The organism is Streptomyces soli, from assembly GCF_003999195.1.
Lineage (GTDB): Bacteria > Actinomycetota > Actinomycetes > Streptomycetales > Streptomycetaceae > Actinacidiphila > Actinacidiphila soli.
Window position 1 is genome coordinate 1 of sequence record NZ_RJVR01000278.1, and the last position, 22372, is coordinate 22372.

General features: G+C 70.7%; 21 protein-coding genes and 1 pseudogene. 10 read left to right on the top strand and 12 right to left on the bottom strand.

Annotation, left to right across the window (positions count from 1 at the left end; genetic code table 11):
* On the top strand, positions 1–919 hold a 919-nt coding region (locus EFK10_RS30185), incomplete at its 5' end, for a zinc ribbon domain-containing protein (protein WP_206305637.1).
* Positions 920–1101: 182 nt separating this feature from the next.
* Here EFK10_RS30185 and EFK10_RS30190 read toward each other — a convergent pair.
* From EFK10_RS30190 to EFK10_RS53510, 4 genes and pseudogenes are all read right to left on the bottom strand, one after another.
* The gene (locus EFK10_RS30190; RefSeq protein WP_127358829.1) at positions 1102–1758 is read right to left on the bottom strand and encodes a potassium channel family protein; all 657 of its coding nucleotides are present in this window, start codon (positions 1756–1758) and stop codon (positions 1102–1104) included.
* On the bottom strand, positions 1755–2414 hold the full coding sequence (locus EFK10_RS30195; RefSeq protein WP_127358830.1) for a potassium channel family protein: 660 nt from the start codon (positions 2412–2414) through the stop codon (positions 1755–1757). The genes EFK10_RS30190 and EFK10_RS30195 overlap by 4 nt, the downstream gene beginning before the upstream one ends.
* Positions 2415–2428: 14 nt before the next feature.
* Positions 2429–3649, bottom strand: coding sequence for a cation-translocating P-type ATPase (locus EFK10_RS30200; RefSeq protein WP_240677560.1), 1221 nt, complete (start codon positions 3647–3649; stop codon positions 2429–2431).
* A 211-nt stretch (positions 3650–3860) separates the two neighbouring features.
* Positions 3861–4085 (bottom strand): annotated as a pseudogene (locus tag EFK10_RS53510) (cation-transporting P-type ATPase); the annotation flags it as partial.
* A gap of 457 nt (positions 4086–4542) precedes the next feature.
* On the opposite strand from EFK10_RS53510, the gene argC reads away from it, so the two are divergent.
* From argC to EFK10_RS30235, 5 genes are all read left to right on the top strand, one after another.
* Positions 4543–5571: an N-acetyl-gamma-glutamyl-phosphate reductase gene (argC, locus tag EFK10_RS30210; RefSeq protein ID WP_127358833.1), complete on the top strand. Its 1029-nt coding sequence runs from the start codon at positions 4543–4545 to the stop codon at positions 5569–5571.
* Between the two features lie 148 nt (positions 5572–5719).
* Entirely contained in the window at positions 5720–6871 is a 1152-nt protein-coding gene (argJ, locus tag EFK10_RS30215; protein ID WP_127358834.1) for a bifunctional glutamate N-acetyltransferase/amino-acid acetyltransferase ArgJ, read from the top strand.
* A gap of 157 nt (positions 6872–7028) precedes the next feature.
* Positions 7029–7982 carry an acetylglutamate kinase gene (argB, locus tag EFK10_RS30225; RefSeq protein WP_127358835.1) on the top strand — a complete coding sequence of 318 codons (954 nt, stop codon included), beginning with the start codon at positions 7029–7031 and terminating at the stop codon, positions 7980–7982.
* Positions 7979–9187: an acetylornithine transaminase gene (locus EFK10_RS30230; RefSeq protein WP_127358836.1), complete on the top strand. Its 1209-nt coding sequence runs from the start codon at positions 7979–7981 to the stop codon at positions 9185–9187. The genes argB and EFK10_RS30230 overlap by 4 nt, the downstream gene beginning before the upstream one ends.
* 7 nt (positions 9188–9194) lie before the next feature.
* Positions 9195–9731 (top strand): arginine repressor, encoded by a 537-nt coding sequence (locus EFK10_RS30235; protein ID WP_127358837.1) that lies wholly within the window; start codon positions 9195–9197, stop codon positions 9729–9731.
* A 9-nt stretch (positions 9732–9740) separates the two neighbouring features.
* Here EFK10_RS30235 and EFK10_RS30240 read toward each other — a convergent pair whose 3' ends face one another.
* From EFK10_RS30240 to EFK10_RS30270, 7 genes are all read right to left on the bottom strand, one after another.
* Entirely contained in the window at positions 9741–10580 is an 840-nt protein-coding gene (locus EFK10_RS30240; RefSeq protein ID WP_127358838.1) for an isocitrate lyase/PEP mutase family protein, read from the bottom strand.
* Between the two features lie 147 nt (positions 10581–10727).
* Positions 10728–11507 carry an SDR family oxidoreductase gene (locus tag EFK10_RS30245; RefSeq protein WP_127358839.1) on the bottom strand — a complete coding sequence of 260 codons (780 nt, stop codon included), beginning with the start codon at positions 11505–11507 and terminating at the stop codon, positions 10728–10730.
* 65 nt (positions 11508–11572) lie between these two features.
* Complete coding sequence (locus EFK10_RS30250; RefSeq protein WP_127358859.1) at positions 11573–12301, bottom strand: FAD:protein FMN transferase; 729 nt, start codon at positions 12299–12301, stop codon at positions 11573–11575.
* A gap of 64 nt (positions 12302–12365) precedes the next feature.
* Complete coding sequence (locus EFK10_RS30255) at positions 12366–12950, bottom strand: FMN-binding protein (RefSeq protein ID WP_127358860.1); 585 nt, start codon at positions 12948–12950, stop codon at positions 12366–12368.
* Positions 12951–12972: 22 nt separating this feature from the next.
* Positions 12973–14343, bottom strand: a complete 1371-nt coding sequence (locus EFK10_RS30260; protein ID WP_407647177.1) for a ferredoxin reductase family protein — start codon at positions 14341–14343, stop codon at positions 12973–12975.
* Positions 14344–14421: 78 nt separating this feature from the next.
* Positions 14422–14940, bottom strand: coding sequence for an FMN-binding protein (locus EFK10_RS30265; RefSeq protein WP_127358840.1), 519 nt, complete (start codon positions 14938–14940; stop codon positions 14422–14424).
* A 20-nt stretch (positions 14941–14960) separates the two neighbouring features.
* Positions 14961–16334, bottom strand: a complete 1374-nt coding sequence (locus tag EFK10_RS30270) for a ferredoxin reductase family protein (RefSeq protein ID WP_127358841.1) — start codon at positions 16332–16334, stop codon at positions 14961–14963.
* A 128-nt stretch (positions 16335–16462) separates the two neighbouring features.
* Here EFK10_RS30270 and EFK10_RS30275 point away from each other — a divergent pair, with 128 nt between their 5' ends.
* The 4 genes from EFK10_RS30275 to argH all read left to right on the top strand — a co-directional run bounded on the left by EFK10_RS30275 (position 16463) and on the right by argH (position 21780).
* Positions 16463–17215 carry a response regulator transcription factor gene (locus tag EFK10_RS30275; protein WP_127358842.1) on the top strand — a complete coding sequence of 251 codons (753 nt, stop codon included), beginning with the start codon at positions 16463–16465 and terminating at the stop codon, positions 17213–17215.
* On the top strand, positions 17212–18693 hold the full coding sequence (locus EFK10_RS30280) for a sensor histidine kinase (RefSeq protein ID WP_127358843.1): 1482 nt from the start codon (positions 17212–17214) through the stop codon (positions 18691–18693). The genes EFK10_RS30275 and EFK10_RS30280 overlap by 4 nt, the downstream gene beginning before the upstream one ends.
* 103 nt (positions 18694–18796) lie before the next feature.
* Positions 18797–19993 (top strand): argininosuccinate synthase, encoded by a 1197-nt coding sequence (locus EFK10_RS30285; RefSeq protein WP_127358844.1) that lies wholly within the window; start codon positions 18797–18799, stop codon positions 19991–19993.
* A 365-nt stretch (positions 19994–20358) separates the two neighbouring features.
* On the top strand, positions 20359–21780 hold the full coding sequence (gene argH / locus EFK10_RS30290; RefSeq protein ID WP_127358845.1) for an argininosuccinate lyase: 1422 nt from the start codon (positions 20359–20361) through the stop codon (positions 21778–21780).
* On the opposite strand, the gene EFK10_RS30295 is transcribed toward argH, so the two are convergent.
* Complete coding sequence (locus tag EFK10_RS30295) at positions 21777–22328, bottom strand: substrate-binding domain-containing protein (protein ID WP_407647179.1); 552 nt, start codon at positions 22326–22328, stop codon at positions 21777–21779. The two genes, argH and EFK10_RS30295, sit on opposite strands and share 4 nt — an antisense overlap.
* Positions 22329–22372 lie beyond the last annotated feature (44 nt).

Here is a 22372-nt window from a genome sequence, read left to right on the forward strand (position 1 = left end):
GCCGGGGCCGGCCGTCGGCCGGCCGACGGTCACGGTGGCGATCGACGAGGGCGTCATTAACCCGATGACGTTCGCGGCACCGCTGCCTGACGGCAGCATGTCGGTTCTGGTCATCAACGGGCGTGGCGGGCGTGCGGCGAAGCGGCAGCGGAACAAGACGGTCGCGAAACTCACCTCCCGGATGGCCCGGTGCAAGAACGGCTCCCGGAAGCACCGCCGGCTGCTCGCGGCGAAGAAGAAGATTGAGGCGAAGACGGAGCGTCGTCTGCACGATGTCGATCACCAGGTCACAGCTAAGGCTGAGAAGTTCACTCGCGAGGTCCATGCCGCGTGGACGAAGCACCACCGGGAGATTTCCGGCCCGGACGCGATTGTCGGGGTGCGCCTGGTCGCGGGGGATGTGCGTGGCATCGAGCGGAACACCAACAAGAAGCGGCGCGCGTCGAGGTCGACGCGGCAGCAGTTGTCGCAGTGGTCCCGCGGCAGGCAGGAAGACTTCCTGCAGTACAAGACGGGCCTGGCCCTGGAGCACATCAGTGAGGCGTACTCCTCGCAGACGTGCCCGCTGTGCAACGAGCGGACGAAAGTCCGCGGCCGCGCGTACGTGTGCAGGAACATTACCTGCGGGTTCCGTTTGCATCGGGACGCGGTGGGCGGCGTGAACATCCAAGCGCTGGCCGTCAACGACGGGCATTTCCGCCCGGATCCCGACCTTCGCGTGGTGGTCATGTATCGCCGAGCCCAACCCGGCTGGAGTCCTCTTCAGCGGTCACTGCACGCCTACCACCAGGACGTCCTCGGACGATCTGGTACGGGGGCGGGCAGGGAAGCACGGCGTAGTGCCCCGAACCGGGCCACCCGCAGCATCACCGCGGGCGTAGCTGTCGTCCCCTCACCACGAGGAGACAGCACCGACTAGACAGACGGCACCACCACCCTTGCGGGTGCTGGCCGGACACCCGTCCACGCCACCTGACCAGTCAGCGCAAGACAGAAGCCCCGGCCTTCAGGCCGGGGAGGTTCACTGCGGTCCTCGGTTCCACCTCTAGCGCATCACCGGTAGGCAAGGGACGACAGGACCGAACGGGCCCTCATCGGAGATCACTGGAACGCCGCATGAACCTCCTTCTCCGTGGCGGAGTGGGAGACCAGGAGGAGTTCGTCCCCCGGCCGGAGTCTCAGCCCGGAGGACGGCGCGACGGGCTCGCCGTCGCGGATGACGGCGGCCACTACGGTGCCGGGGGGGACGGAGACATCGGCGAGTTCGCGGCCGACGGCCCGGGACTGCGAGGTGAGGGTGGTCTCAATGACGTTGACGCCCGCTTTGCTCAGACGCAGCAGGGCCACGGTGTCGGTGCTGCTGGTGGCTTCTTCGATGAGCGAGATGAGGGAGGCGTCGGCAGGTACGGCGGCGTCGACGCCCCAACGCTCATCGAAGAGCCAGGCGTTGTCCGCATCGTTGATCCGGGCCACCACCTTCGGCGCAGCGAACTGGCGCTTGGCGAGCAGGCTGATGACGAGATTGTCCTCGTCATCTCCAGTGGTGGCGATGACGAGATCGGTGGTCAGAACGCCCGCTTCCTCCAGCACGGCGGGCTCGCATGCGTCGCCGGTTACCAACCGGACGGGCAGCGCTGCCGCCAGCCCGGCCACCACGTCGTCATCGATCTCGACGAGGGTGACCTCGTTGCGGGCCGCGGCCAGGGCCTGGGCGATGTGCCTGCCGAGCCGGCCGGCGCCAGTGATGAGGACCTTCATGTGCCGAGCTCCTTGTCCAGAAAGCCGCGGAGCCTGCCCAGCGCCGTGGCGGCTACGGCGAAGGTGATCAAGTCGCCCGGCTGGGCCGGGGTACTGGGGGTGGGCAGGAACGACCGGCCGCCCCGGGTGACCTCGACGATCCGGATCTCACCGTCGACCTCAAGCTCGGACAGCTTGCGACCGTCGAGATAGCCGGGCAGCGTGGAGCGCATTAGCAGGGTTTCACCGTTGCCGAAGTCGAGCTCGGGCGTCAGATGCCGGTGTAGCAGCATCTGGTGAAGCTGATGCACGGTCCACCGGACGCTGGCGATGGTGGGGATGCCCAGCTCGCGGTAGATGTCCGCGCGCCGTGGATCGTAGATCTGGGCCAGGACGAGCGGCACCCGGTAGGTCTCCTTGGCGGTGCGGGCGCTGACGATGTTGGTGTTGTCGCCCGAGGTGACGGCCACCAATGCGTCGGCGTGCTCGACACCGGCGGCCTGAAGGACCGCGCGGCTGTAGCCGCTGCCGCTCAGGAACGTGCCGGTGAAGCCGGCGGGCAGCCTGCGCAGCGCCTTCGGATCGCGGTCGATGACACGTACGTCGTGGCCCTCAGCCATGAGCCGGACGGCCAGCTCCGAGCCGACCCGTCCGCAGCCCACCACGATGACTCTCATCGCTGTTCCCCCTTCTATACGGGATGACGGCGGCGCAGCGCCCATTTACGGGTTTCCTCAGCCGCTAGCAGCAGCACGCCCAGCGCGGCCAGAACCGCCCAGTCGGCGGGGGAAAGCGGCGCGGTGTGGAAGACGGCCTGCAGCGGCGGCGCGTAGCTGATGGCCGCCATCAAGGCGATGCCCAGACAACCTGCCGCGATCAGCCGCGGATTGGAGAACACCCCGACCCGGAAGACGCTCTCCCGGTCGGTGCGCACCGCCAGCGCGTTGAAGAACTGGCTGACGACGATCCCGGCCTGCGTCAGAGTGATTGCCTCCCGGTAGACGTGGTTTCCGGGGGTGAAGGCCGCGTACGGGATGCCGGAGGCGTGGATGTGCCAGAAGAACACGCCGCACACCCCAAGCGCCTGAATGGTGCCGAGGAACACAAACCGGCGGACCACATCGGAGGAGAACAGCGGCTCGCGCGGGGAGCGCGGCGGGTTGTCCATCACGTCCCGCTCGGGCGGCTCGGCACCCAGGGCGAGAGCGGGAAGCACGTCGGAGCCGAGGTCGATCGCGAGAACCTGCACGGCCATCAGCGGGACCAGCGGGAAGCCGACGAAGGTCGCGACCAGGATCGGCGCCAGCTCGGCGATGTTGTGGCTGAAAAGATAGACCAGGAATTTACGGATGTTGCGGTAGACCGACCTGCCGAGTTCGACGGCGGCGGCGATCGAGGCGAACGAGTCGTCGAGCAGCACCATCACCGAGGCTTCCCGGGCGACATCGGTGCCGGTGGCGCCTATAGAAACCCCGATATCCGCGTGCCTCAGCGCGGGAGCGTCATTCGCTCCGTCGCCGGTGACCGCGACGACTTCGCCGCGCCGCTGGAAGGCGGCGACCACCCGCATCTTGTGCTCAGGGCTGACCCGGCACAGCAGCAGCTCGGCGTCCTCGGCCAGCACAGCGTCCAGCCCGGCGGCATCCATCGCGTCGAGCCCGGCTCCGGTGACCACGGCGGGATGCGGCTCCCGGACGATGCCCACGCGGCGGGCGATGACCTCGGCAGTCAGCGGATGGTCACCGGTCACCATAACAATCCGGATCCCGGCCCGCCGGCAGGCGCGTACCGCGTCCGCGACCTCCGGCCGGGGCGGGTCGAGCATGCCGATCAGCCCCAGGAAGGTCAGCCCGGCCTCGGCCTCCTCTCGCGAGCGGGGCTGCCGCTGCGCCGGGCGTGACGCGGCGGCCAAGACCCTCAGCCCCTTGGACGCCACGCCGTCGTTGGCGGCGGTGACGATGGCCCGCAGCTCGTCGGTCAGGGGCCGGCGCTCGCCCTCCCAGTCGATGTGGGTGCAGCGCGACAGCAGTTCCTGAGGAGCGCCCTTGGCACGCGAGGAAGGTCAGACCCGAGGCGACCAGCAGCACAACCGCGAACAAATCCGTGAACTGTGCCGCGAACCGCCGCCACAGGCCCTTCTTTCGCGGGCGCGGCAGCTCGTTCAGGCCGTATCGCTGCCGCCGGGCGCTGACATCCTGCGCGGACAGTCCCCTGCGCGATCCACCCAACGCGCCGAAAACGTCTGCGGGTGCCAGGCTCTGCGCCAGCACCTCCCGTCGGGCGGGGGCGGTGCCGGTTTCCGGGGTGCCCGCCACGGGGAGCGACGCGTCCTTCGTGGTGCCTGTCATCCGGGTCCTCTTCCGGCTTTCCGGCGATTCGGTGTTCGTGGCCGACGCTAGGCACACCTACGGCCGACAGATAGGGCCGGTGAGCCCCGAAACCGGGCCTGCGCGGCCCTGCGGGGCAATACGGCCAGCCGAGAGTCGCAGCTGCTGAGCCGTCGGGGGAGGACCCGGCGTGGGCGCGACTCGGCTCTGCTTCTATTTTCGCCGCTTGCGTCGCTACCGCCCCGCAAGAGACACGGCTGCGCGGTGGCACGTCCCGAGCCCACGAAAGCCGGCGCAGGTCAGAACTTCAGCTGCCCGGCTTTGCGCGAAGACACTGCAGGTAGGGGGGACGGCCGCTACCCTGCGGGCCAACTCAACCGCTACCCGACCTCATATGCGCGTGGGTCGATGACCAACACTGCTTTGCATAAAGCTTCCGTGGACCGTATAGTCATGCCATCGGGTTCTGGAGGATGAGATGGCGTTGCGTGCAGCGGTGGCGGGAGCGAGCGGTTACGCGGGCGGAGAGGTCCTGCGGCTGCTGCTGAACCACCCGGAGATCGAGATCGGCGCAGTCACCGGCAACTCCAACGCGGGGCAGCGCCTCGGGGGGCTGCAGCCGCACCTGCTGCCGCTGGCCGACCGGGTGCTGGAGCCGACGACCACCGAGGCCCTGGCGGGGCATGACGTGGTGTTCCTCGCGCTGCCGCACGGGCAGTCCGCCGCCGTGGCGGAGCAGCTCGGGGAGACCGCGCTGATCGTGGACTGCGGGGCCGACTTCCGGCTCAAAGACGCCGGCGACTGGGAGGCCTTCTACGGCTCCCCGCACGCCGGCACCTGGCCGTACGGCCTCCCGGAGCTGCCGGGTGCCCGCGCCGCGCTGGAGGGGTCCAGGCGCATCGCGGTCCCCGGCTGCTACCCGACGGCGGCGTCGCTCGCGCTGTTCCCGGCGTACGCCGCCGGGCTGGCCGAGCCGGAGGCCGTCATCGTCGCCGCGTCCGGCACCTCGGGGGCGGGGAAGGCGGCCAAGCCGCACCTGCTCGGCAGCGAGGTCATGGGCAGCATGACGCCGTACGGGGTCGGCGGCGGGCACCGGCACACCCCGGAGATGATCCAGAACCTGTCGGCGGCTGCGGGGGAGCGGGTGTCGGTGTCCTTCACGCCTACGCTGGCGCCCATGTCGCGCGGCATCCTCGCCACGTGCAGCGCGAAGGCCAAGCCGGGCGTGACGGCGGACGGGGTACGGTCCGCGTACGAGAAGGCGCTGGCCGACGAACCCTTCGTGCACCTGCTGCCCGAGGGCCGGTGGCCCGCCACCTCCGCCGTGTACGGCTCCAACGCCGCGCTGATCCAGGTCGCGTACGACGAGAGCGCCGGGCGGATCATCGCGATCAGCGCGATCGACAACCTCACCAAGGGCACCGCCGGCGGCGCGGTGCAGAGCATGAACATCGCCCTCGGGCTCCCCGAGGAGCTGGGACTGGGCACCGTAGGGGTGGCGCCATGAACGGGCTCCGGCTCGTGCGGGCGCCAGGTACCGCGGCGCGCAGGCGCCCCCGTAGGGCGGCCGTCGGCGCACGACGGGCGCTGGTCATGCTCCTGGTCAGGGCCACGCCCTGCGACATCCCCAACGCAGCGAAGAAGAAGGAGACACCGTGAGCGTCACGGCAGCCAAGGGATTCACGGCGGCGGGAATCGCCGCCGGGATCAAGGAGAACGGCAACCCGGACCTGGCCCTGGTGGTCAACAACGGTCCGCGCCTCGCCGCCGCCGGTGTCTTCACCTCCAACCGCGTCAAGGCCGCGCCCGTCGTCTGGTCCGAGCAGGTCCTCAAGGGCGGCCAGGTCTCCGCCGTCGTCCTCAACTCCGGTGGCGCCAACGCCTGTACGGGCCCGCTCGGCTTCCAGGACACCCACGCCACCGCCGAGAAGGTCGCCGAGGCGACCGGCGGGAACGCCGCCGAGGTCGCCGTCGCCTCCACCGGACTGATCGGCATCCGGCTCCCGATGGACAAGCTGCTGCCCGGCATCGACAAGGCCGCCGCCGAACTCTCCCCGTACGGCGGCGAGAAGGCCGCCATCGCCATCAAGACCACCGACAGCGTCCACAAGACCGCCGTCGCCGAGGGCCAGGGCTGGACTGTCGGCGGCATGGCCAAGGGCGCGGGCATGCTCGCCCCGGGCCTGGCAACGATGCTGGTCGTCCTCACCACCGACGCCGACGTGGACTCCGCCACCCTCGACAAGGCGCTGCGCGCCGCGACCCGTACCACCTTCGACCGGGCCGACTCCGACGGCTGTATGTCCACCAACGACACCGTGCTGCTGCTCGCCTCCGGCGCCTCCGAAGTCACCCCTGCCTACGACGACTTCGGCGCCGCCGTCGAGAAGGTGTGCGCCGACCTGGCCCGCCAGCTGATCGGCGACGCCGAGGGCGCGTCCAAGGACATCAAGATCGAGGTGATCAGCGCGGCCACCGAGGACGACGCCGTCGAGGTCGGCCGTTCCATCGCCCGCAACAACCTCCTCAAGTGCGCCCTCCACGGCGAGGACCCCAACTGGGGCCGCGTGCTCTCCGCCATCGGCACCACGTCCGCCGCCTTCGACCCCGACCGGCTCAACGTCGCCATCAACGGCGTCTGGGTTTGCAAGAACGGCTCGGTCGGCGAGGACCGCGACCTGGTCGACATGCGCTACCGCGAGGTCCACATCGTTGCGGACCTCGCGGCAGGAAAGAGTGCAGCGACGATCTGGACCAACGACCTGACGGCCGAATACGTCCATGAGAACAGCGCGTACAGCTCTTGACTTCGCCACACTTGGAGGCGGGCTCCCGCTGTCGCCAGCGAGGCTTCCTGCTTCACCGGTGGCCGCCTCGGCGGACGCATCCGCTCCGGTCTTACGCCTCCTCCACAGGCCGACACCGCCAGCCCGGCGGCCGACTCCAGCATTTCGGAAGGCAACCATGACGGTCAATCACTCGTCCGGGGGAAAGCCCTCCGCGCAAGGGGCGCGTAAGCACACCGCCCTGCCCAAGGCGCAGATCCTCATCGAGGCGCTGCCCTGGCTGACCCGGCATCACGGCAAGACCGTCGTCATCAAATTCGGCGGCAACGCCATGATCGACGAGGGGCTGAAGGCCGCCTTCGCCCAGGACGTGGTCTTCCTGCGGCACGCCGGCCTCAAGCCGGTCGTCGTGCACGGCGGCGGACCGCAGATCAGCGCGCAGCTCGACCGGCACGGCCTGGTCAGCGAGTTCAAGGCGGGGCTGCGGGTCACAACCCCTGAGGCGATGGACGTCGTACGGATGGTCCTGGCCGGGCAGGTGCAGCGTGAACTGGTCGGGCTACTCAACCAGCACGGCCCGCTCGCCGTCGGCATGACCGGCGAGGACGCCCACACCATCACCGCGACCCAGCACTTCCCGCGGATCGACGGCGAGTCCGTGGACATCGGCCGGGTCGGCGAGATCACCGAGATCGACACCGGCGCCATCGAGGCGCTGCTCGACAACGGCCGGATCCCGGTGGTCTCCTCCATCGCCCGCAGCGCCGAGGACAACCACGTCTACAACGTCAATGCCGACACCGCCGCCGCCGCGCTCGCGGCCGCGCTGGGCGCCGAGACGCTGATGGTCCTCACCGACGTCGAGGGCCTCTACGAGGACTGGCCGAACAGCGACGAGGTGATCAGCCGCCTCACCGCGGCCGAGCTGGAGAAGCTGCTGCCGGAGCTGTCCAGCGGCATGGTCCCCAAGATGGAGGGCTGCCTCTTCGCCGTACGCAACGGCGTGAACACCGCCCGCGTCATCGACGGGCGGGTCCAGCACTCGATCCTGCTGGAGATCTTCACGGATGAAGGCATCGGCACGATGGTCGTGCCGGACGCGACAGACGACAACGAAGGGGGTCGGGCATGACCAACCAGGAGTTCACCCAGCGCTGGCAGGGCACCCTGATGAACAACTACGGGACCCCGCGCCTGCCCCTGGTCCGCGGCGAGGGCGCCAAGCTGTGGGACGCCGACGGCAAGGAGTACCTGGACTTCCTCGGCGGCATCGCGGTCAACGCCCTCGGCACCGGCCACCCGGCGGTCGTGGAGGCGGTCTCCCGGCAGATCGCCACCCTCGGCCATGTCTCCAACTTTTTCATCGCCGAGCCCACCGTGGCGCTGGCCGAGCGGCTGATCCAGCTGTTCGGGCGCACCGGGCGGGTGCTGTTCTGCAACTCCGGGGCCGAGGCCAACGAGGCCGCCTTCAAGATCGGCCGGCTCACGGGTCGTACGCACATGGTCGCCACCACCGGCGCCTTCCACGGCCGGACCATGGGCTCGCTCGCCCTCACCGGCCAGCCCGGCAAGCAGGACGGCTTCGAACCGCTACCCGGCGACGTCACCCATGTGCCCTTCGGGGACGTGGACGCGCTGCGGGCCGCCGTCACGACCGACACCGCCATGGTCATCCTGGAGCCCATCCAGGGCGAGAACGGCGTCGTCGTGCCGCCCGCCGGCTATCTCGCCGCCGCCCGGGAGATCACCCGGGCGACCGGCACCCTGCTGGTGCTGGACGAGGTGCAGACCGGCATCGGCCGTACCGGCCACTGGTTCGAGCACCAGGCCCAGGGCGTCGAGCCCGATGTCGTCACCCTCGCCAAGGGCCTCGGTGGCGGTCTGCCGATCGGCGCCACCATCGCCTTCGGTGACGCGGCGGACCTGCTGACGCCCGGCAAGCACGGCACCACCTTCGGCGGCAATCCGGTCGCATGCGCCGCCGCGCTGGCCGTACTGGACACCATCGCGGCCGACGGGATCCTGGACAACGTCAAGCGGCAGGGCGAGAAGCTGCGGCACGGCATCGAGGCGCTGGACCATCCATTGGTCGATCATGTGCGCGGTGCGGGCCTCCTGCTGGGTATCGTGCTCACCGAGCCGCTCGCCCCGCAGATCCAGCTGGCGGCTCAGGAAGCCGGACTCCTGGTGAACGCCGCCGTGCCGAACGTGGTGCGGCTCGCGCCTCCGCTGATCCTCGGCGAGGCCGAGACGGACGCGTTCCTCCAGGTCCTGCCCGGCATCCTGGACTCTGTACACGCCGTACACGGAACCGACGAAACGCGAGCCGGAGAATGACACGACGATGAGCGAGGCGCAGGCGCAGCAGAGTGGCGGCCAGGCCGTACCGCAGACCCGGACGGCCCGCCACCGCCGGATCGTGGACATCCTCAACCGCCAGGCGGTGCGGTCACAGAGCCAACTCGCCAAGCTGCTCGCCGACGACGGGCTGAGCGTCACCCAGGCGACGCTCTCCCGCGACCTCGACGAACTGGGCGCGGTCAAGATCCGCACCAACAACGGCGAGCTGATCTACGCCGTGCCCAGCGAGGGCGGCTACCGCACCCCGCAGGCGCCCCTCGGCGAGTCCGTCAAGGAGGAGCGCATGCGCCGCCTCGCCAACGAGCTCCTCATCTCCGCCGAAGCCTCCGCCAACCTCGTGGTCGTCCGCACCCCGCCCGGCGCCGCCCAGTTCTTCGCCTCGGCGATCGACCAGGCGGAGGTCTACGACATCCTCGGCACGATCGCCGGCGACGACACCGTCATGCTCATCAGCCGCGACCCGGCCGGCGGCCAGGCGCTCGCCGACCATCTGCTGCGCCTGGCCGCCGGGGAGCGCTGAGCGACCGGCTCAGACGGGCAGCGGCTCGCTGCGCCGGTCCAGCAGCGCGATGCAGGACGCCACGTCCGCCCCGCCCGGGACCGGTTCCGGCAGCCGACCGTCGGCGGCCCGAAGGTCGCGCAGGGCGCGATCGATGGCGTCCTGCGCCGCGAACAGGCACGGGGTGCTGTAGATCGCCACATCGACACCGAGCTCGGTGAGTTCGCTCAGCGACAACCGCGGTGACTTGCCGCCGCCGATCTGGTTGAACAGCAGTGGCTTGTCGCCGATGACCGACCGGATCTCACGGATCGCATCGGTGTCGCGTACTCCGTCGACGAGGATGACGTCGGCGTCGGTGGCGGCCAGGGCCTTGGCCCGGCGCAGGATCTCCCCGCGCTCGGTGGCGTCCGTCCGCGCCACGACCAGCAGGTCGCGCCGGGTGGCGAGCACCGCGTCCAGCTTGTCCAGGTACTCCTCCAGCGGCAGCACCTTCTTGCCGTCCACATGCCCGCAGCGGCGCGGGCGGGCCTGGTCCTCCAGGATCACCCCGGAGGCCCCGGCGGCCTCCAACTGCTCGACGACATGGCAGGCCACGTGCGTGTCGACGTAACCGTCGTCGATGTCGACCAGCAGGTGCGTACGGGGGAAGGCCCCCCGCAACCGCTGCGCGAAGGCGACCACATCCGGCCAGGCGATGTACCCGATGTCGGGCAGGCCGTAATGGGACGCGGCCAGTCCGAACCCGGACAGGAACAGGCCGTCGTAGTAGCGGACGGCGAGGGAGGCGGAGTGCATGTCGTGGACGCCGATCAAGGGGGTGGTCCCGTCCTGGCGTACCGCTTCCCTCAGTTTTGCTCCGTATCGCATGCTGAAACTCCCCTTCATCATGGAATGGCCGATTGGCCGCACAACCAACGTATTGGGGGTGGCCTGAGGGGATTTGCGACGCAACGCCGGAGGGGGTTTGCCGTTCAGGCTGCTTTCAGTTTCGGGGCGCCGCCTCGCGCCCCGGGGTCAGACGACCGGGCTCATCCCGCCGTCGAAGTTGATCCCCGTGCCGGAGATGTACGCCGCCCGGGGGGAGAGCAGGAAGGCCACCAGGTCCGCGAATTCCGTGGCCTTGCCGACGCGGCCGAGGGGGATGCCGGAGCCGCTGCCCAGCGTCGCGTACAGCTCGTCCACGGACCGGCCGCCGGCCTCGGCCATGCGCACCCACTGGCCGCTCTCGACCAGGCCGATGAGGACGGCGTTGACGCGGATGTTGTCGGCGCCCAGCTCCTTGGACAGGGCCTTGGTGAGCGCCAGACCGGCCGCCCGGGAGACCGAGGTCGGCGTCGAGCCGGCGCCGGGGGCCTTGGCGGAGACGGCGAGGGTGTTGACGACGCTGCCGCCGCCGGCCGCGCGCAGGTGGGGCAGGGCGAGGCGGATCAGCCGTACGGAGGCGTGCAGCTTGAGCTGCAGGTCCTCCTCCCAGACCGTCTCGTCCTGCTGCTCGAAGGCGCCGGCCGCGCTGCGTCCCGCGTTGTTGACGATGGCGTCGATGCGGCCCCAGCGGCCCTCGGCGGCCGACAGGAAGCGCTCCAGATCCTCCTGCCGGGTGACGTCCGCGGGTACGCCGAGCACATCTGCGCCGGTCTCGCCCAGTTCCTTGACCACACGGCCGACGCGCTCCGGGTCGCGTCCGCACAGCGCCACGCGGGCGCCCTCGGCGGCCAGCCGCCGGACCAAGGCAGCGCCGAGGCCGTCCGAGCCACCCGTGACCAGCACGACCTTGTCCTTGAGTTCCAGATCCATGGCGGCATTCTCGCCGTCCGTACGGGCCGTACGTCAAGCCGGGTGAGCTCGGTCTCACCCGAGTCCTACGCCCGAACCCCCGACGCGTACCGGCCGAAGCCACTGGTGTGCCAGGTACCGCCGTCCGTGGTGACCGCGAAGCCCTCGGCGCCGGGCAGCTCCTCCAGCCAGACGCGGGCGCGCTCGCCGCCCATCGCGTACGCGGCCGTGGCCCACGCGTCGGCGTCGGTGAGGCCCGGGCAGACCACGGTGACCGAGGCCAGATCGGTGACCGGCGGCTCCCCGGTGTGGGGGTCCAGGATATGGCAGCCGCGCTCGGCCGGGCCCGAGGTGGCCACGGCCAGCTCACCGTCAGCCGCGACCACGGCCACGAGGCTGCCGGAGTCGTGCGGGTCGGAGATGCCGATCCGCCAGGGCCCGCCGTGCAGCTGGATGTCGCCGCCGCCGTTGATGCAGACCGCCTCCACCCCGGCCGAGACCAGCATGCGGGCGGCCCGTTCCACGGCCCAGCCCTTGACCAGGCCCGTCGGGTCGAACTCGCCGTCGTAACGCGCCGAGAACCAGCCGCCGGTGCGCCGCTCGGTGTCCTCGCACAGCCGCATCACCTCCCAGACGTCCGGGTCGCAGCGCGAGAGGGCGAGCTCGCCGCGGGCCAGCCGGCTGATCTGGCTGTCGGGCAGAAAGGTGGAGAACACCTCGTCCACCCGGTGCAGCCAGCACACGGCCGCGTCGAGCGCGGCCCGCAGGCTGGCAGCCCCGGCCCCGCGTACGTCGAAGGAGAACACCGTGCCCATGGTGTGTTCGACGTGGCGGAGCCGGGTGTCTTCGGTGGTCCCGGAACGGGGGGCGTGGGGCATATCAGAGACCTGCCTTGTCGATCGCGCTCTGCAGGGACTTCTTGTAGCCCTCGCTGGTGAAGCTGGCGCCGGACACGGAGTCGATGGTCGCACCCTGCACGGTCACCACCTCCTTGTTCAGGGTAGGGATCGCGCTTCCGCCCGGGCCGGTAGTGGGGCCCTGTACGGCCTCGGCGGCGGTGACCTTGCCGTCCTTGACCGTGAGCTTGACCTGGACCGCGCCGTACTGCGCGTCGACCGCGTCCCCGGTGACCGTCTTGGCGGCGGACGATGCCCCGGATCCGGAGGACCCCGAGGACTTCGTCGCCGACGGCTTGGGGGCCGCCGAGGCGGTCTTGGACGCCAACGAGCCCGACGAGGGGACAGACGACCCGGCCGATCCGGTGTCCTTCTGCGCGCCCTCGCCGCCCAGGGCGTCCTGCGCGTTCTGCGAGGGCGAGGCGGCGGCCGCGGGCCCCGCCGGAGCCTGCGCGGCGGCCGAGGCGGAGCCGTCGGCGGGCTGCTTGAGGGCGAGGAGCAGTACGACACCGGAGACGGTGGCGGCCGTACAGAGCATCACCCGGCGCAGCGGATGCCGCTTCTTCATCGCGTACACAGCAACTCACCTCTCACAGTTCGAAGGACTCGTGGTGGATACGGCGCTCGGGGACCCCGGCCTCGCGGAGGGTGTGGAACCACTCCGCCGCCAGTCCGGGCGGCCCGCACAGATAGACGTCATGCCGGTCGATGTCGGGCAGCCGCGCCTTCAGCCCGTCCGGGGTGATCTCGGGCCGTGAGCCGTCCGGGCCATTGACGGCGTACATCAGCCGGGCGCCGCGCTCCTTGGCGATGGCCTTCAGCTCGCGCCACAGGGCCAGGTCCTCGGTGGACTTCGCGCGGTACAGCAGCGTCAGGTCGCCCGGCGCGGCCGGCAGCGTCTCGAACAGCGCCCGCATCGGGGTGATGCCCGCCCCGCCGGCCAGCAGCAGCACCTTGCCACGGCTGCGCCGGGCGGCGGTCAGGGCGCCGTACGGGCCCTCCGCCCACACCCGCGTGCCCGGCTTCAGCGTCCCGAGCGCCGAGCTGTGGCCGCCGACCGCCTTGACGGTGATCCGCAGCAGCCCGGGCCGGGGCGGCGCCGACAGTGAGTACGGATTGGCGCTCCACCGCAGCCCCGGGGTGAGGAAGCGCCAGCGGAAGAACTGGCCGGCCTCGGCGCCCAGGCGGTGCAGCTTGCGGCCGCTGATGAGGACGGAGACGATACCGGGCGCCTCCACCACCGTGGCCTCCACCCTCATCCGGTGCCGCAGGTTGAGCCGCACCGGGGTCAGGACCCGATACCAGACCACCAGCCCGGCGACGGTGAGGTAGAGCGCGTACCAGGCGGTGCGGGCGGTGGCGCTGGCGATGAACTCGGCACCGGTGGTGAGCTGGTGCCAGAAGGTGAGGAAGACGGCCGCGTAGGTCAGCAGATGCAGGTAGTACCAGGTCTCGTAGCGCATCCGGCGGCGCAGCGCGCCCGCCGACACGAAGCCGACGATCAGCAGCATCAGCGTGCCCGCGAGGGCCATCAGCATGTCGGGATAGTCGGTGACCACGGTCACCGCCTCCGACACGACACCGGTCTTCGACACCTCGGAGTAGCCCCAGATGGTCAGCACGACGTGGGCGACGACCAGGGAGATCGCGTAGCGGCCGCTCATCGCGTGCCAGCGCGCGACGCGGTCGGAGCCGACCCGGGACTCCAGGGCGGGCACCCGGGCCATCTGCGCTATGACCAGGGCGATCGTGTACGCGCCGAGCAGACCGGTGATCCGCCCGGCGGCGATGAGCTGGTTGGCGGTGCCGACGACGTTGGGGGTGTTGTTCCACCACATCCACATGACCACGGCCGCGCCCAGCCAGGCCAGCACGACCAGCGGCACGGCGGGGGAGCGGCGGGGACGGATGCGGCGCATGGCCAGCCGCCGGCCGGCCCGGCTGTTCTGAATCATCGTCAACGGCCTGATCCCCTTCCCGCGCAGCTGCCCGGAGCACCTCTCCAGCACCAGTCCGTACGGCGGAGAAGCCCGGGCAACTCAGTTCCCGGATTTGTCCAACGCGCTCTGCAGCGAACTGATATAGCCCTGGCTGGTGTAGGTCGCGCCGGAGACGCTGTTGATGCTCGCGCTCTGGGCGGCCAGCGCCTCCTGGGTCAGTACGGGCACCGAGTACTGGGCGATCTCGGCGTCCCTGGGGTTGTCTTGGGGGACCTGGAGCACGTTCACGGCGCTGAGCTTGCCCGCCTTGAGGGTGATCTGCACCTGGACCGGGCCGTAGCGGGTCTGGATCGTGTCACCCGTCACCGTCTTCGTGGTCGTCGTGCCCTTCGTGCCCTTCGTGCCCTTCGTGCTTTTCGTGGAGGACGAGGCCGACGGCGAAGCGGAGGCCGGTGAAGAAGCCCCTGCCGAGGGCGTGGTGGGCGAGGCGGCCGTCTGCGGCAGGGCGACGGCGGTCTGGGTGTGCGGCTTCAGGGCCAGCAGCGCGGTCACGCCCGAGACGGTCGCGACAGTGCCCAGCAGGACACGGCGCATCGGATTCGTACGGAAAGGGTTCATGGCAGGCCTCATCGCGGGGCTCACAGATCGAAGGACTCGTGGTGGATGTGGCGGGCCGGCACCCCGGCCGCGCGCAGCGCGTCGTAGGACGCCTCGGCCATTCCGGGCGGCCCGCACAGGTACACGTCGTGACGGGCGACGTCGGGGAGTATGTCCCGCAGTCCGGCCGCCGTGATCGGCGTGCGGCTGCCGTCGGGGGCGTTGACCGCGTAGAACAGCTGGGCCCCGCGGGCCGCCGCTATCGCCTCCAGCTCGGAGCGCAGGGCCAGGTCCTCGGCCGTACGCGCCCGGTAGAGCAGCGTCAGATGGCCGGGCGCGGCCGGCAGCGACTCGAACAGCGCCCGCAGTGGTGTGATGCCGACTCCGCCCGCCAGAAGCAGCACCTTTGCCCGCTTGCGTCGCCCGGCGGTCAGCGCCCCGTACGGCCCCTCGGCCCAGACCCGCGTGCCGGGGCGCAGCATGGCCACGGCCGCGCTGTGGTCGCCGAGCCCCTTGACCGTGATCCGCAGGCCATGCGCTCCGGGCGCCGCCGACAGCGAGTACGGCGACGCGGTCCACCACAGTCCCTGCGCCAGGAAACGCCAGCGGAAGAAGTGCCCCGACTCGGCGGCGAGTTCACCCAGCCGCCTGCCCCGCACGACCACCGAGAACACCCCGGGCGCCTCCGGCACCACGGCCTCCACCCGCAGCCGGTGCCGCACGTTGAGCCATACGGGAGCCAGCACCCGGAACCACAGCACCAGGGCGGCGACCCCGAGATACAGCACGTACCAGGCGTTCTGGGCGGCCGTGCTCCCGACGAAGTCCGCGCCCAGCGCGAGCTGGTGGCCGAAGGCGAGGAAGAGCGCGGCGTAGGTGAGCAGATGCAGGAAGTACCAGGTCTCGTACCGCACCCGCTTGCGCACCGCGCGGGCCGACACGATCCCGACGGCGATGAGGATCACCCCGCCTGCGGTCCCCTTGAGCATCTCCGGGTAGTCCATGACGATGCTCACGGTCTCCCGCCACACCGAGGCGTGGCCCTCGACCGCGTAGCCCCAGATGATCAGTACGACGTGCGCGACCAGCAGGCTGACCGTCCAGCGGCCGGCCATCGCGTGCCAGCGCGCGGCGCGGTCGCTGCCGACCCCGCGTTCCAGCGCCGGCACCCGGGCCATCAGCCCGACCAGCACCGCGCAGGTATAGCCGCAGAGCAGTCCGGCTATCCGGCCGGCGTCGGTCAGCCAGTCGGCCTGGGTCACCACCGCGGAGGTGTCCTGCCACCACAGCGCGAGCACCGCCGCGGCCCCGGCCCACAGCAGCACCAGGATCACGGCGGCTGGTGAGCGCCGTTGCCCCCGCTTGGGCGGTGCGGCACGGTGCCGGGCCGGCGGATGGTCGTACGCGGTGGCCAAGATGCGCCCCTCTCGGTGTTCTGGTAGAGCCACTGTGTCCACGTAACCTCTGAAAAAGCTCTCAGTGGGAGATCACATCGGCGGTCTCAGAGAAAATTCAGAGCCATCTGATAGATCCTGTAGCGACCATGGAAATAAGACGAGCGGCATCCGCCCGCAACCTCCCCGCTCTGACCCGGCCGGACGGCACCCCGGTCCGGGTCCTCGTCGTGGACGACGAACCGGATCTCACCGAAGTGCTCTGCGGCACCCTGCGCTACGAGGGTTGGCTGGTCTGCGGTGCCACCGATGGGGCGTCCGCCGTCGCCGCCGCCCGTGATTTCGAGCCCGACGCGGTGATCCTGGACATCATGCTCCCCGACTTCGACGGGCTGACCGTGCTGCGCAAACTGCGCGCCGAGCGGCCGCACGTCTGCGTGCTCTTTCTCACAGCGCGCGACTCGGTGGAGGACCGCATCGCCGGGATAACAGCCGGCGGCGACGACTACGTCACGAAGCCGTTCAGCCTGGAGGAGGTCCTGGCCCGGCTGCGCGGGCTGCTGCGCCGGTCCGGCATGAGCCGCGAGGTCGCCGACGAGTCACTGCTCATCGTCGGCGACCTCTCCATGGACGAGGAGGCCCGTGAGGTCACCCGGGACGGCGAGATCATCGACCTGTCGCCGACCGAGTTCGAGCTGCTGCGCTTCCTGATGCGCAATCCGCGCCGGGTGCTGAGCAAGGCGCAGATCCTCGACCGCGTCTGGTCGTACGACTTCGGGGGCCAGGCCCATGTTGTCGAGCTCTACATCAGCTACCTGCGCAAGAAGATCGACGCCGGGCGCACCCCCATGATCCACACGGTGCGCGGCGCCGGTTACATCCTCAAACCGGTCACGGCATGACCCGGATCCGCCGCATCGTCGCCGCTCTGCACCCGCGCACCCTGCGCGCCCGGCTCACTGTCGGGCTCGTGGTGCTGCTGGCGGTGAGCTGCGCGGCGGTCGGCGTGGCGGCGGTGGTCGCGCTGCGCGGCTTCCTGACCGACCGGATCAACCAGCAGCTCATCGACGTCGGCAGCAATTTTCCGGCCAGCCTGGAGAACCGGGGCTGGGGCGGGGCCGGCATCAAGCCCTCCGACCACGACGGCGACGAGCAGCACGTCGACACCCGCCGCCAGACCCTAGGGACCCTCGGCGTCAGGCTGCTGAACGGCAAGGTCACCGACCAGGCCGTGGTGCGCGCGGGGTCCGACACGAGCGTGAGCCTCACCAGCGCCGACAAGGCGGCACTCGTGGCCCTCCCGGCGGACAGTAGGCCCCGCACCGTCGAACTGTCGGCACTCGGCGACTACCGCGTCGTGGCCTGCGACGGCCGCGACGGCGACATCCTGATCACTGGCCTGCCGCTGCTTGGCGTCGTGGAGACCGTCAACCGGCTCGAAGCTGTCGAGGCCGTGGTCTTCGGCGGCGCCCTCGTGGTGGTCGGGGTGGCCGGGGCCCTGTGGGTGCGCTGGTCGCTGCGGCCGCTGCGTCAGGTGGCCGCCACCGCCGTGGCCGTCACGCGGCTGCCGCTCGACAGCGGCGAGGTCGCACTGCCCGCCCGGGCCCCGGCCGCCGACCCGCGCAGCGAGGTGGGCCAGGTCGGCACCGCCCTCAATCTCATGCTCGGCCATGTCGAGGACGCCCTGTCCAAGCGTCACCGCAGCGAGGAGCGGCTGCGCAGCTTCGCCGCCGACGCCAGCCACGAACTGCGTACGCCCGTGGCCTCCATCCGGGGGCACGCCGAGTTGGCGCTCAGGCACCCGGGGCCGGTCCCGCCCGAGGTCACCCGGGCCCTGGACCGGGTCGCCGCCGAGTCCGGCCGCATGGGCGAGATGGTCGACGACCTGCTGCTGCTCGCCCGGCTCGACGCGGGCCGCCCTCTGGAGCGCGAGCACGTCGACCTCACCCGGCTCGTCCTGGACGGCGTCGACGACGCCCGCGCGGCCGGGCCCGACCACCGCTGGACCCTCGACCTGCCCGAGGAGCCGGTCACCGTGCCCGGCGACGCCCACCGCCTGCAGCAGGTCGTCGCCAACCTGCTCGCCAACGCCCGCGTCCACACCCCCGCCGGCACCAAGGTCTCCGTACGCCTCGACGACCAAGCCGACGCAGACTCGGTGGCCCTGCGGGTCTCCGACGACGGCCCCGGTGTCCCTAACGAGGTCAGGTCCACCGTCTTCGAGCGCTTCACCCACGCCGACCGCCGCCGCCCCCGCGCGGGCAGCGGCGCCGGTCTCGGGCTGGCCATCGTGGCCGCCGTCATCGACGCGCACGGCGGCAGGATGCAGCTGGAAAGCCGCCCCGGCGCGACCGAATTCACCGCGTTCCTGCCTCGCTGAACCACTGCTGACCTGCGTAAACGCCTCGGATTGACGAAACATACGGCAGAGTGCATACTTATACCCAACAGCGTATGCGTTTCCGCAGCAAAAGGAGAGACCCGTGACCGAGCGCGTCGTACTCGCCTACTCAGGCGGCCTTGACACCTCCGTCGCCATCGGCTGGATCGCCGAGGAGACCGGCGCCGAGGTCATCGCGGTAGCGGTGGATGTCGGCCAGGGTGGCGAGGACCTCGACGTCATCCGCAAGCGGGCGCTCGCCTGCGGCGCGGTCGAGGCCGAGGTCGCGGACGCGAGCGACGAGTTCGCCGACGAGTACTGCCTCCCGGCGATCAAGGCCAACGCCCTCTACATGGACCGCTACCCGCTGGTCTCCGCCCTCTCCCGGCCGACCATCGTCAAGCACCTCGTCGCCGCCGCCAAGAAACACGGTGCGTCCACGGTCGCCCACGGCTGCACCGGCAAGGGCAACGACCAGGTCCGCTTCGAGGCCGGTATCTCCTCCCTCGCCCCCGACCTCAAGTGCATCGCACCGGTCCGGGACTACGCGATGACCCGCGACAAGGCGATCGCCTTCTGCGAGGAGAAGAACCTCCCGATCGCGACCACCAAGAAGTCCCCGTACTCCATCGACCAGAACGTCTTCGGCCGCGCGGTCGAGACCGGCTTCCTCGAGGACATCTGGAACGCCCCCATCGAGGACGTCTACGAGTACACCCAGAACCCGGCGACCCCGCGCGAGGCCGACGAGCTCATCATCACCTTCAAGCAGGGTGTCCCCGTCGCCATCGACGGGCGGCCCGTCACCGTCCTCCAGGCCATCCAGGAGCTCAACGCCCGGGCCGGTGCCCAGGGTGTCGGCCGCCTCGACATGGTCGAGGACCGCCTCGTCGGCATCAAGTCCCGCGAGATCTACGAGGCCCCCGGCGCGATCGCCCTCATCACCGCCCACCAGGAGCTCGAGAACGTCACCGTCGAGCGCGAACTCGCCCGCTACAAGCGGCAGGTCGAGCAGCGTTGGTCCGAGCTCGTCTACGACGGCCTCTGGTTCTCCCCCCTCAAGCGCGCCCTCGACGGCTTCATCAACGAGGCCAACCAGCACGTCTCCGGCGACATCCGCATGGTCCTCCACGGCGGGCGGGCCGTGGTGAACGGCCGCCGGTCGGACGAGTCGCTGTACGACTTCAACCTCGCCACGTACGACACTGGTGACACCTTCGACCAGTCCCTGTCCAAGGGCTTCATCGAGATCTTCGGCATGTCCAGCAAGATCGCCGCGAAGCGGGACCTGCAGGGCTGACCTGTCGCGCCTACGGCGGGTGCTTACCACCGGCAACCGCCCGTGCGGCTACGTTGGCGGCTGACCGTCACGACACCAACCGGGTTGTGTGAGAACGTTCCGCTGGGGGTCCCCCGGACGAAGTCTGGGGGAGGAACGGGCCGGCACAACCGGGCCACGGGCCGCCAGCCGCCAACGACACCGCAGCCAGGCAACTGGCCAGGGCGCGGGCGGTGCCCCGGCACGACGGACTGAGTCCGGCGTGGCGACTGAAGCCCGCGAGGCGGCGCGAGAGGCGCAGACTGAGGGGTACCCGGCCACCGGGTAGGTGGCGCTACCGAGCCGCACCGACGTACGTACAGGAAACCTCCGGAGGAGAACGCCCCGTGACCAGCAACGATGTACGCCTGTGGGGCGGCCGCTTCGCCGACGGGCCCTCGGAGGCCCTGGCGAAGCTCAGCGCATCGGTGCACTTCGACTGGCGCCTCGCGCCGTACGACATCGCCGGCTCCCGGGCGCACGCCCGGGTCCTGCACGGCGCCGGCCTGCTGACGGCCGACGAGCTGGAGCGGATGCTCGCCGGACTCGACGCCCTCGAAGCCGACGTCACCGCAGGCACCTTCACCGGCACCATCGCCGACGAGGACGTGCACACCGCCCTGGAGCGGGGGCTCCTCGAGCGCCTCGGCCCCGACCTCGGCGGCAAGCTCCGCGCCGGCCGGTCCCGCAACGACCAGGTCGCCACGCTCTTCCGGATGTACCTGCGCGACCACGCCCGCATCATCGGCGGCCTCATCGCCGAGCTGCAGCAGGCCCTCGTCGGCCTCGCCGAGGCGCACCCGGACGTCGCGATGCCCGGCCGTACGCACCTCCAGCACGCCCAGCCGGTGCTCTTCGCGCACCATGTCCTCGCCCACGTACAGGCGCTGTCCCGGGACGCGGAGCGCCTGCGGCAGTGGGACGCCCGCACCGCCGTCTCGCCCTACGGCTCCGGCGCCCTGGCGGGGTCCTCCCTGGGCCTTGACCCGGAAGCGGTCGCCAAGGAACTCGGCTTCGAGCACGGTTCGGTGGCCAACTCCATCGACGGCACGGCCTCCCGGGACTTCGTCGCCGAGTTCGCCTTCATCACGGCGATGATCGGCATCGACCTCTCGCGGATCGCCGAGGAGATCATCATCTGGAACACGAAGGAGTTCTCCTTCGTGACCCTCCACGACGCCTTCTCCACCGGCTCGTCGATCATGCCGCAGAAGAAGAACCCCGACATCGCCGAGCTGGCGCGGGGCAAGTCCGGCCGCCTCATCGGCAACCTCACCGGCCTCCTCGCCACGCTCAAGGCGCTCCCGCTCGCGTACAACCGCGACCTCCAGGAGGACAAGGAGCCCGTCTTCGACTCCTGCGACACCCTCGAAGTCCTGCTCCCCGCCTTCACCGGCATGATGGCCACCCTCACCGTCAACCGCGAGCGGATGGAAGAGCTGGCCCCGGCTGGCTTCTCGCTCGCTACCGACATCGCCGAGTGGCTGGTCAAGCAGGGCGTCCCCTTCCGTGTCGCGCACGAGGTGGCGGGGGAGTGCGTCAAGGTCTGCGAGGCCGAGGGCATCGAGCTCGACCAGCTCACCGACGACCAGTTCGGCAAGATCTCCGCCCACCTCACCCCCGAGGTCCGTACGGTCCTCAACGTGCGGGGCGCGCTCGCCTCCCGCGACGGGCGCGGCGGCACGGCCCCTTCGGCGGTCGCCGTGCAGCTCGCGGAGGTCAAGGACGACCTGGCCGTCCAGCTCGCCTGGGCCACGGCAAAGCTCTAGGGCCTGTCCTGGCGCGGCACCCCGCTGCTGGCCCGCCGTACGAGACGCGGCGGGACCAGCGAAGCCGTACCGGCGACGCTCCGTCCCGTCGCGATCTGCTCCAGCAGCAGGGCCACGCACTGCCGCCCGACCTCCTCGAAGTCCCGGTGGACCGTGGTCAGCGGGGGCAGGAGGTACGCGGACTCCGCCACGTCGTCGAAGCCGACGACGCCGACCTCGGCCGGGACCTGGCGGCCCGCCTCGTGCAGGGCGCGCAGGACCCCGAGGGCCATGTGGTCGTTCGCGGCGAAGACGGCGGTGACCTCGGGCCGGACGGCCAGAGCCCGGCCGGCCTCGTAGCCCGAGGCGGCGCTCCAGTCGCCGAACAGCAGGGGCGGGACCTGGGCGCCCGCCTCGTCCAGGGTGTGGCGCCACGCGGCGGCGCGGCGGCGGGCGGAGTACGAGTCCTGGGGGCCGGCGACGTGCCAGACCGTGCGGTGGCCGAGCTCGAGCAGATGCCTGGTGGCGTCCCGGGGTGCGCCGGGTCCGCAACCCGGTGGGAAAGGCACCCGGCGAGAAGGGCTCGTGGGCGAGGGGCCGGTGGGCGATTCAG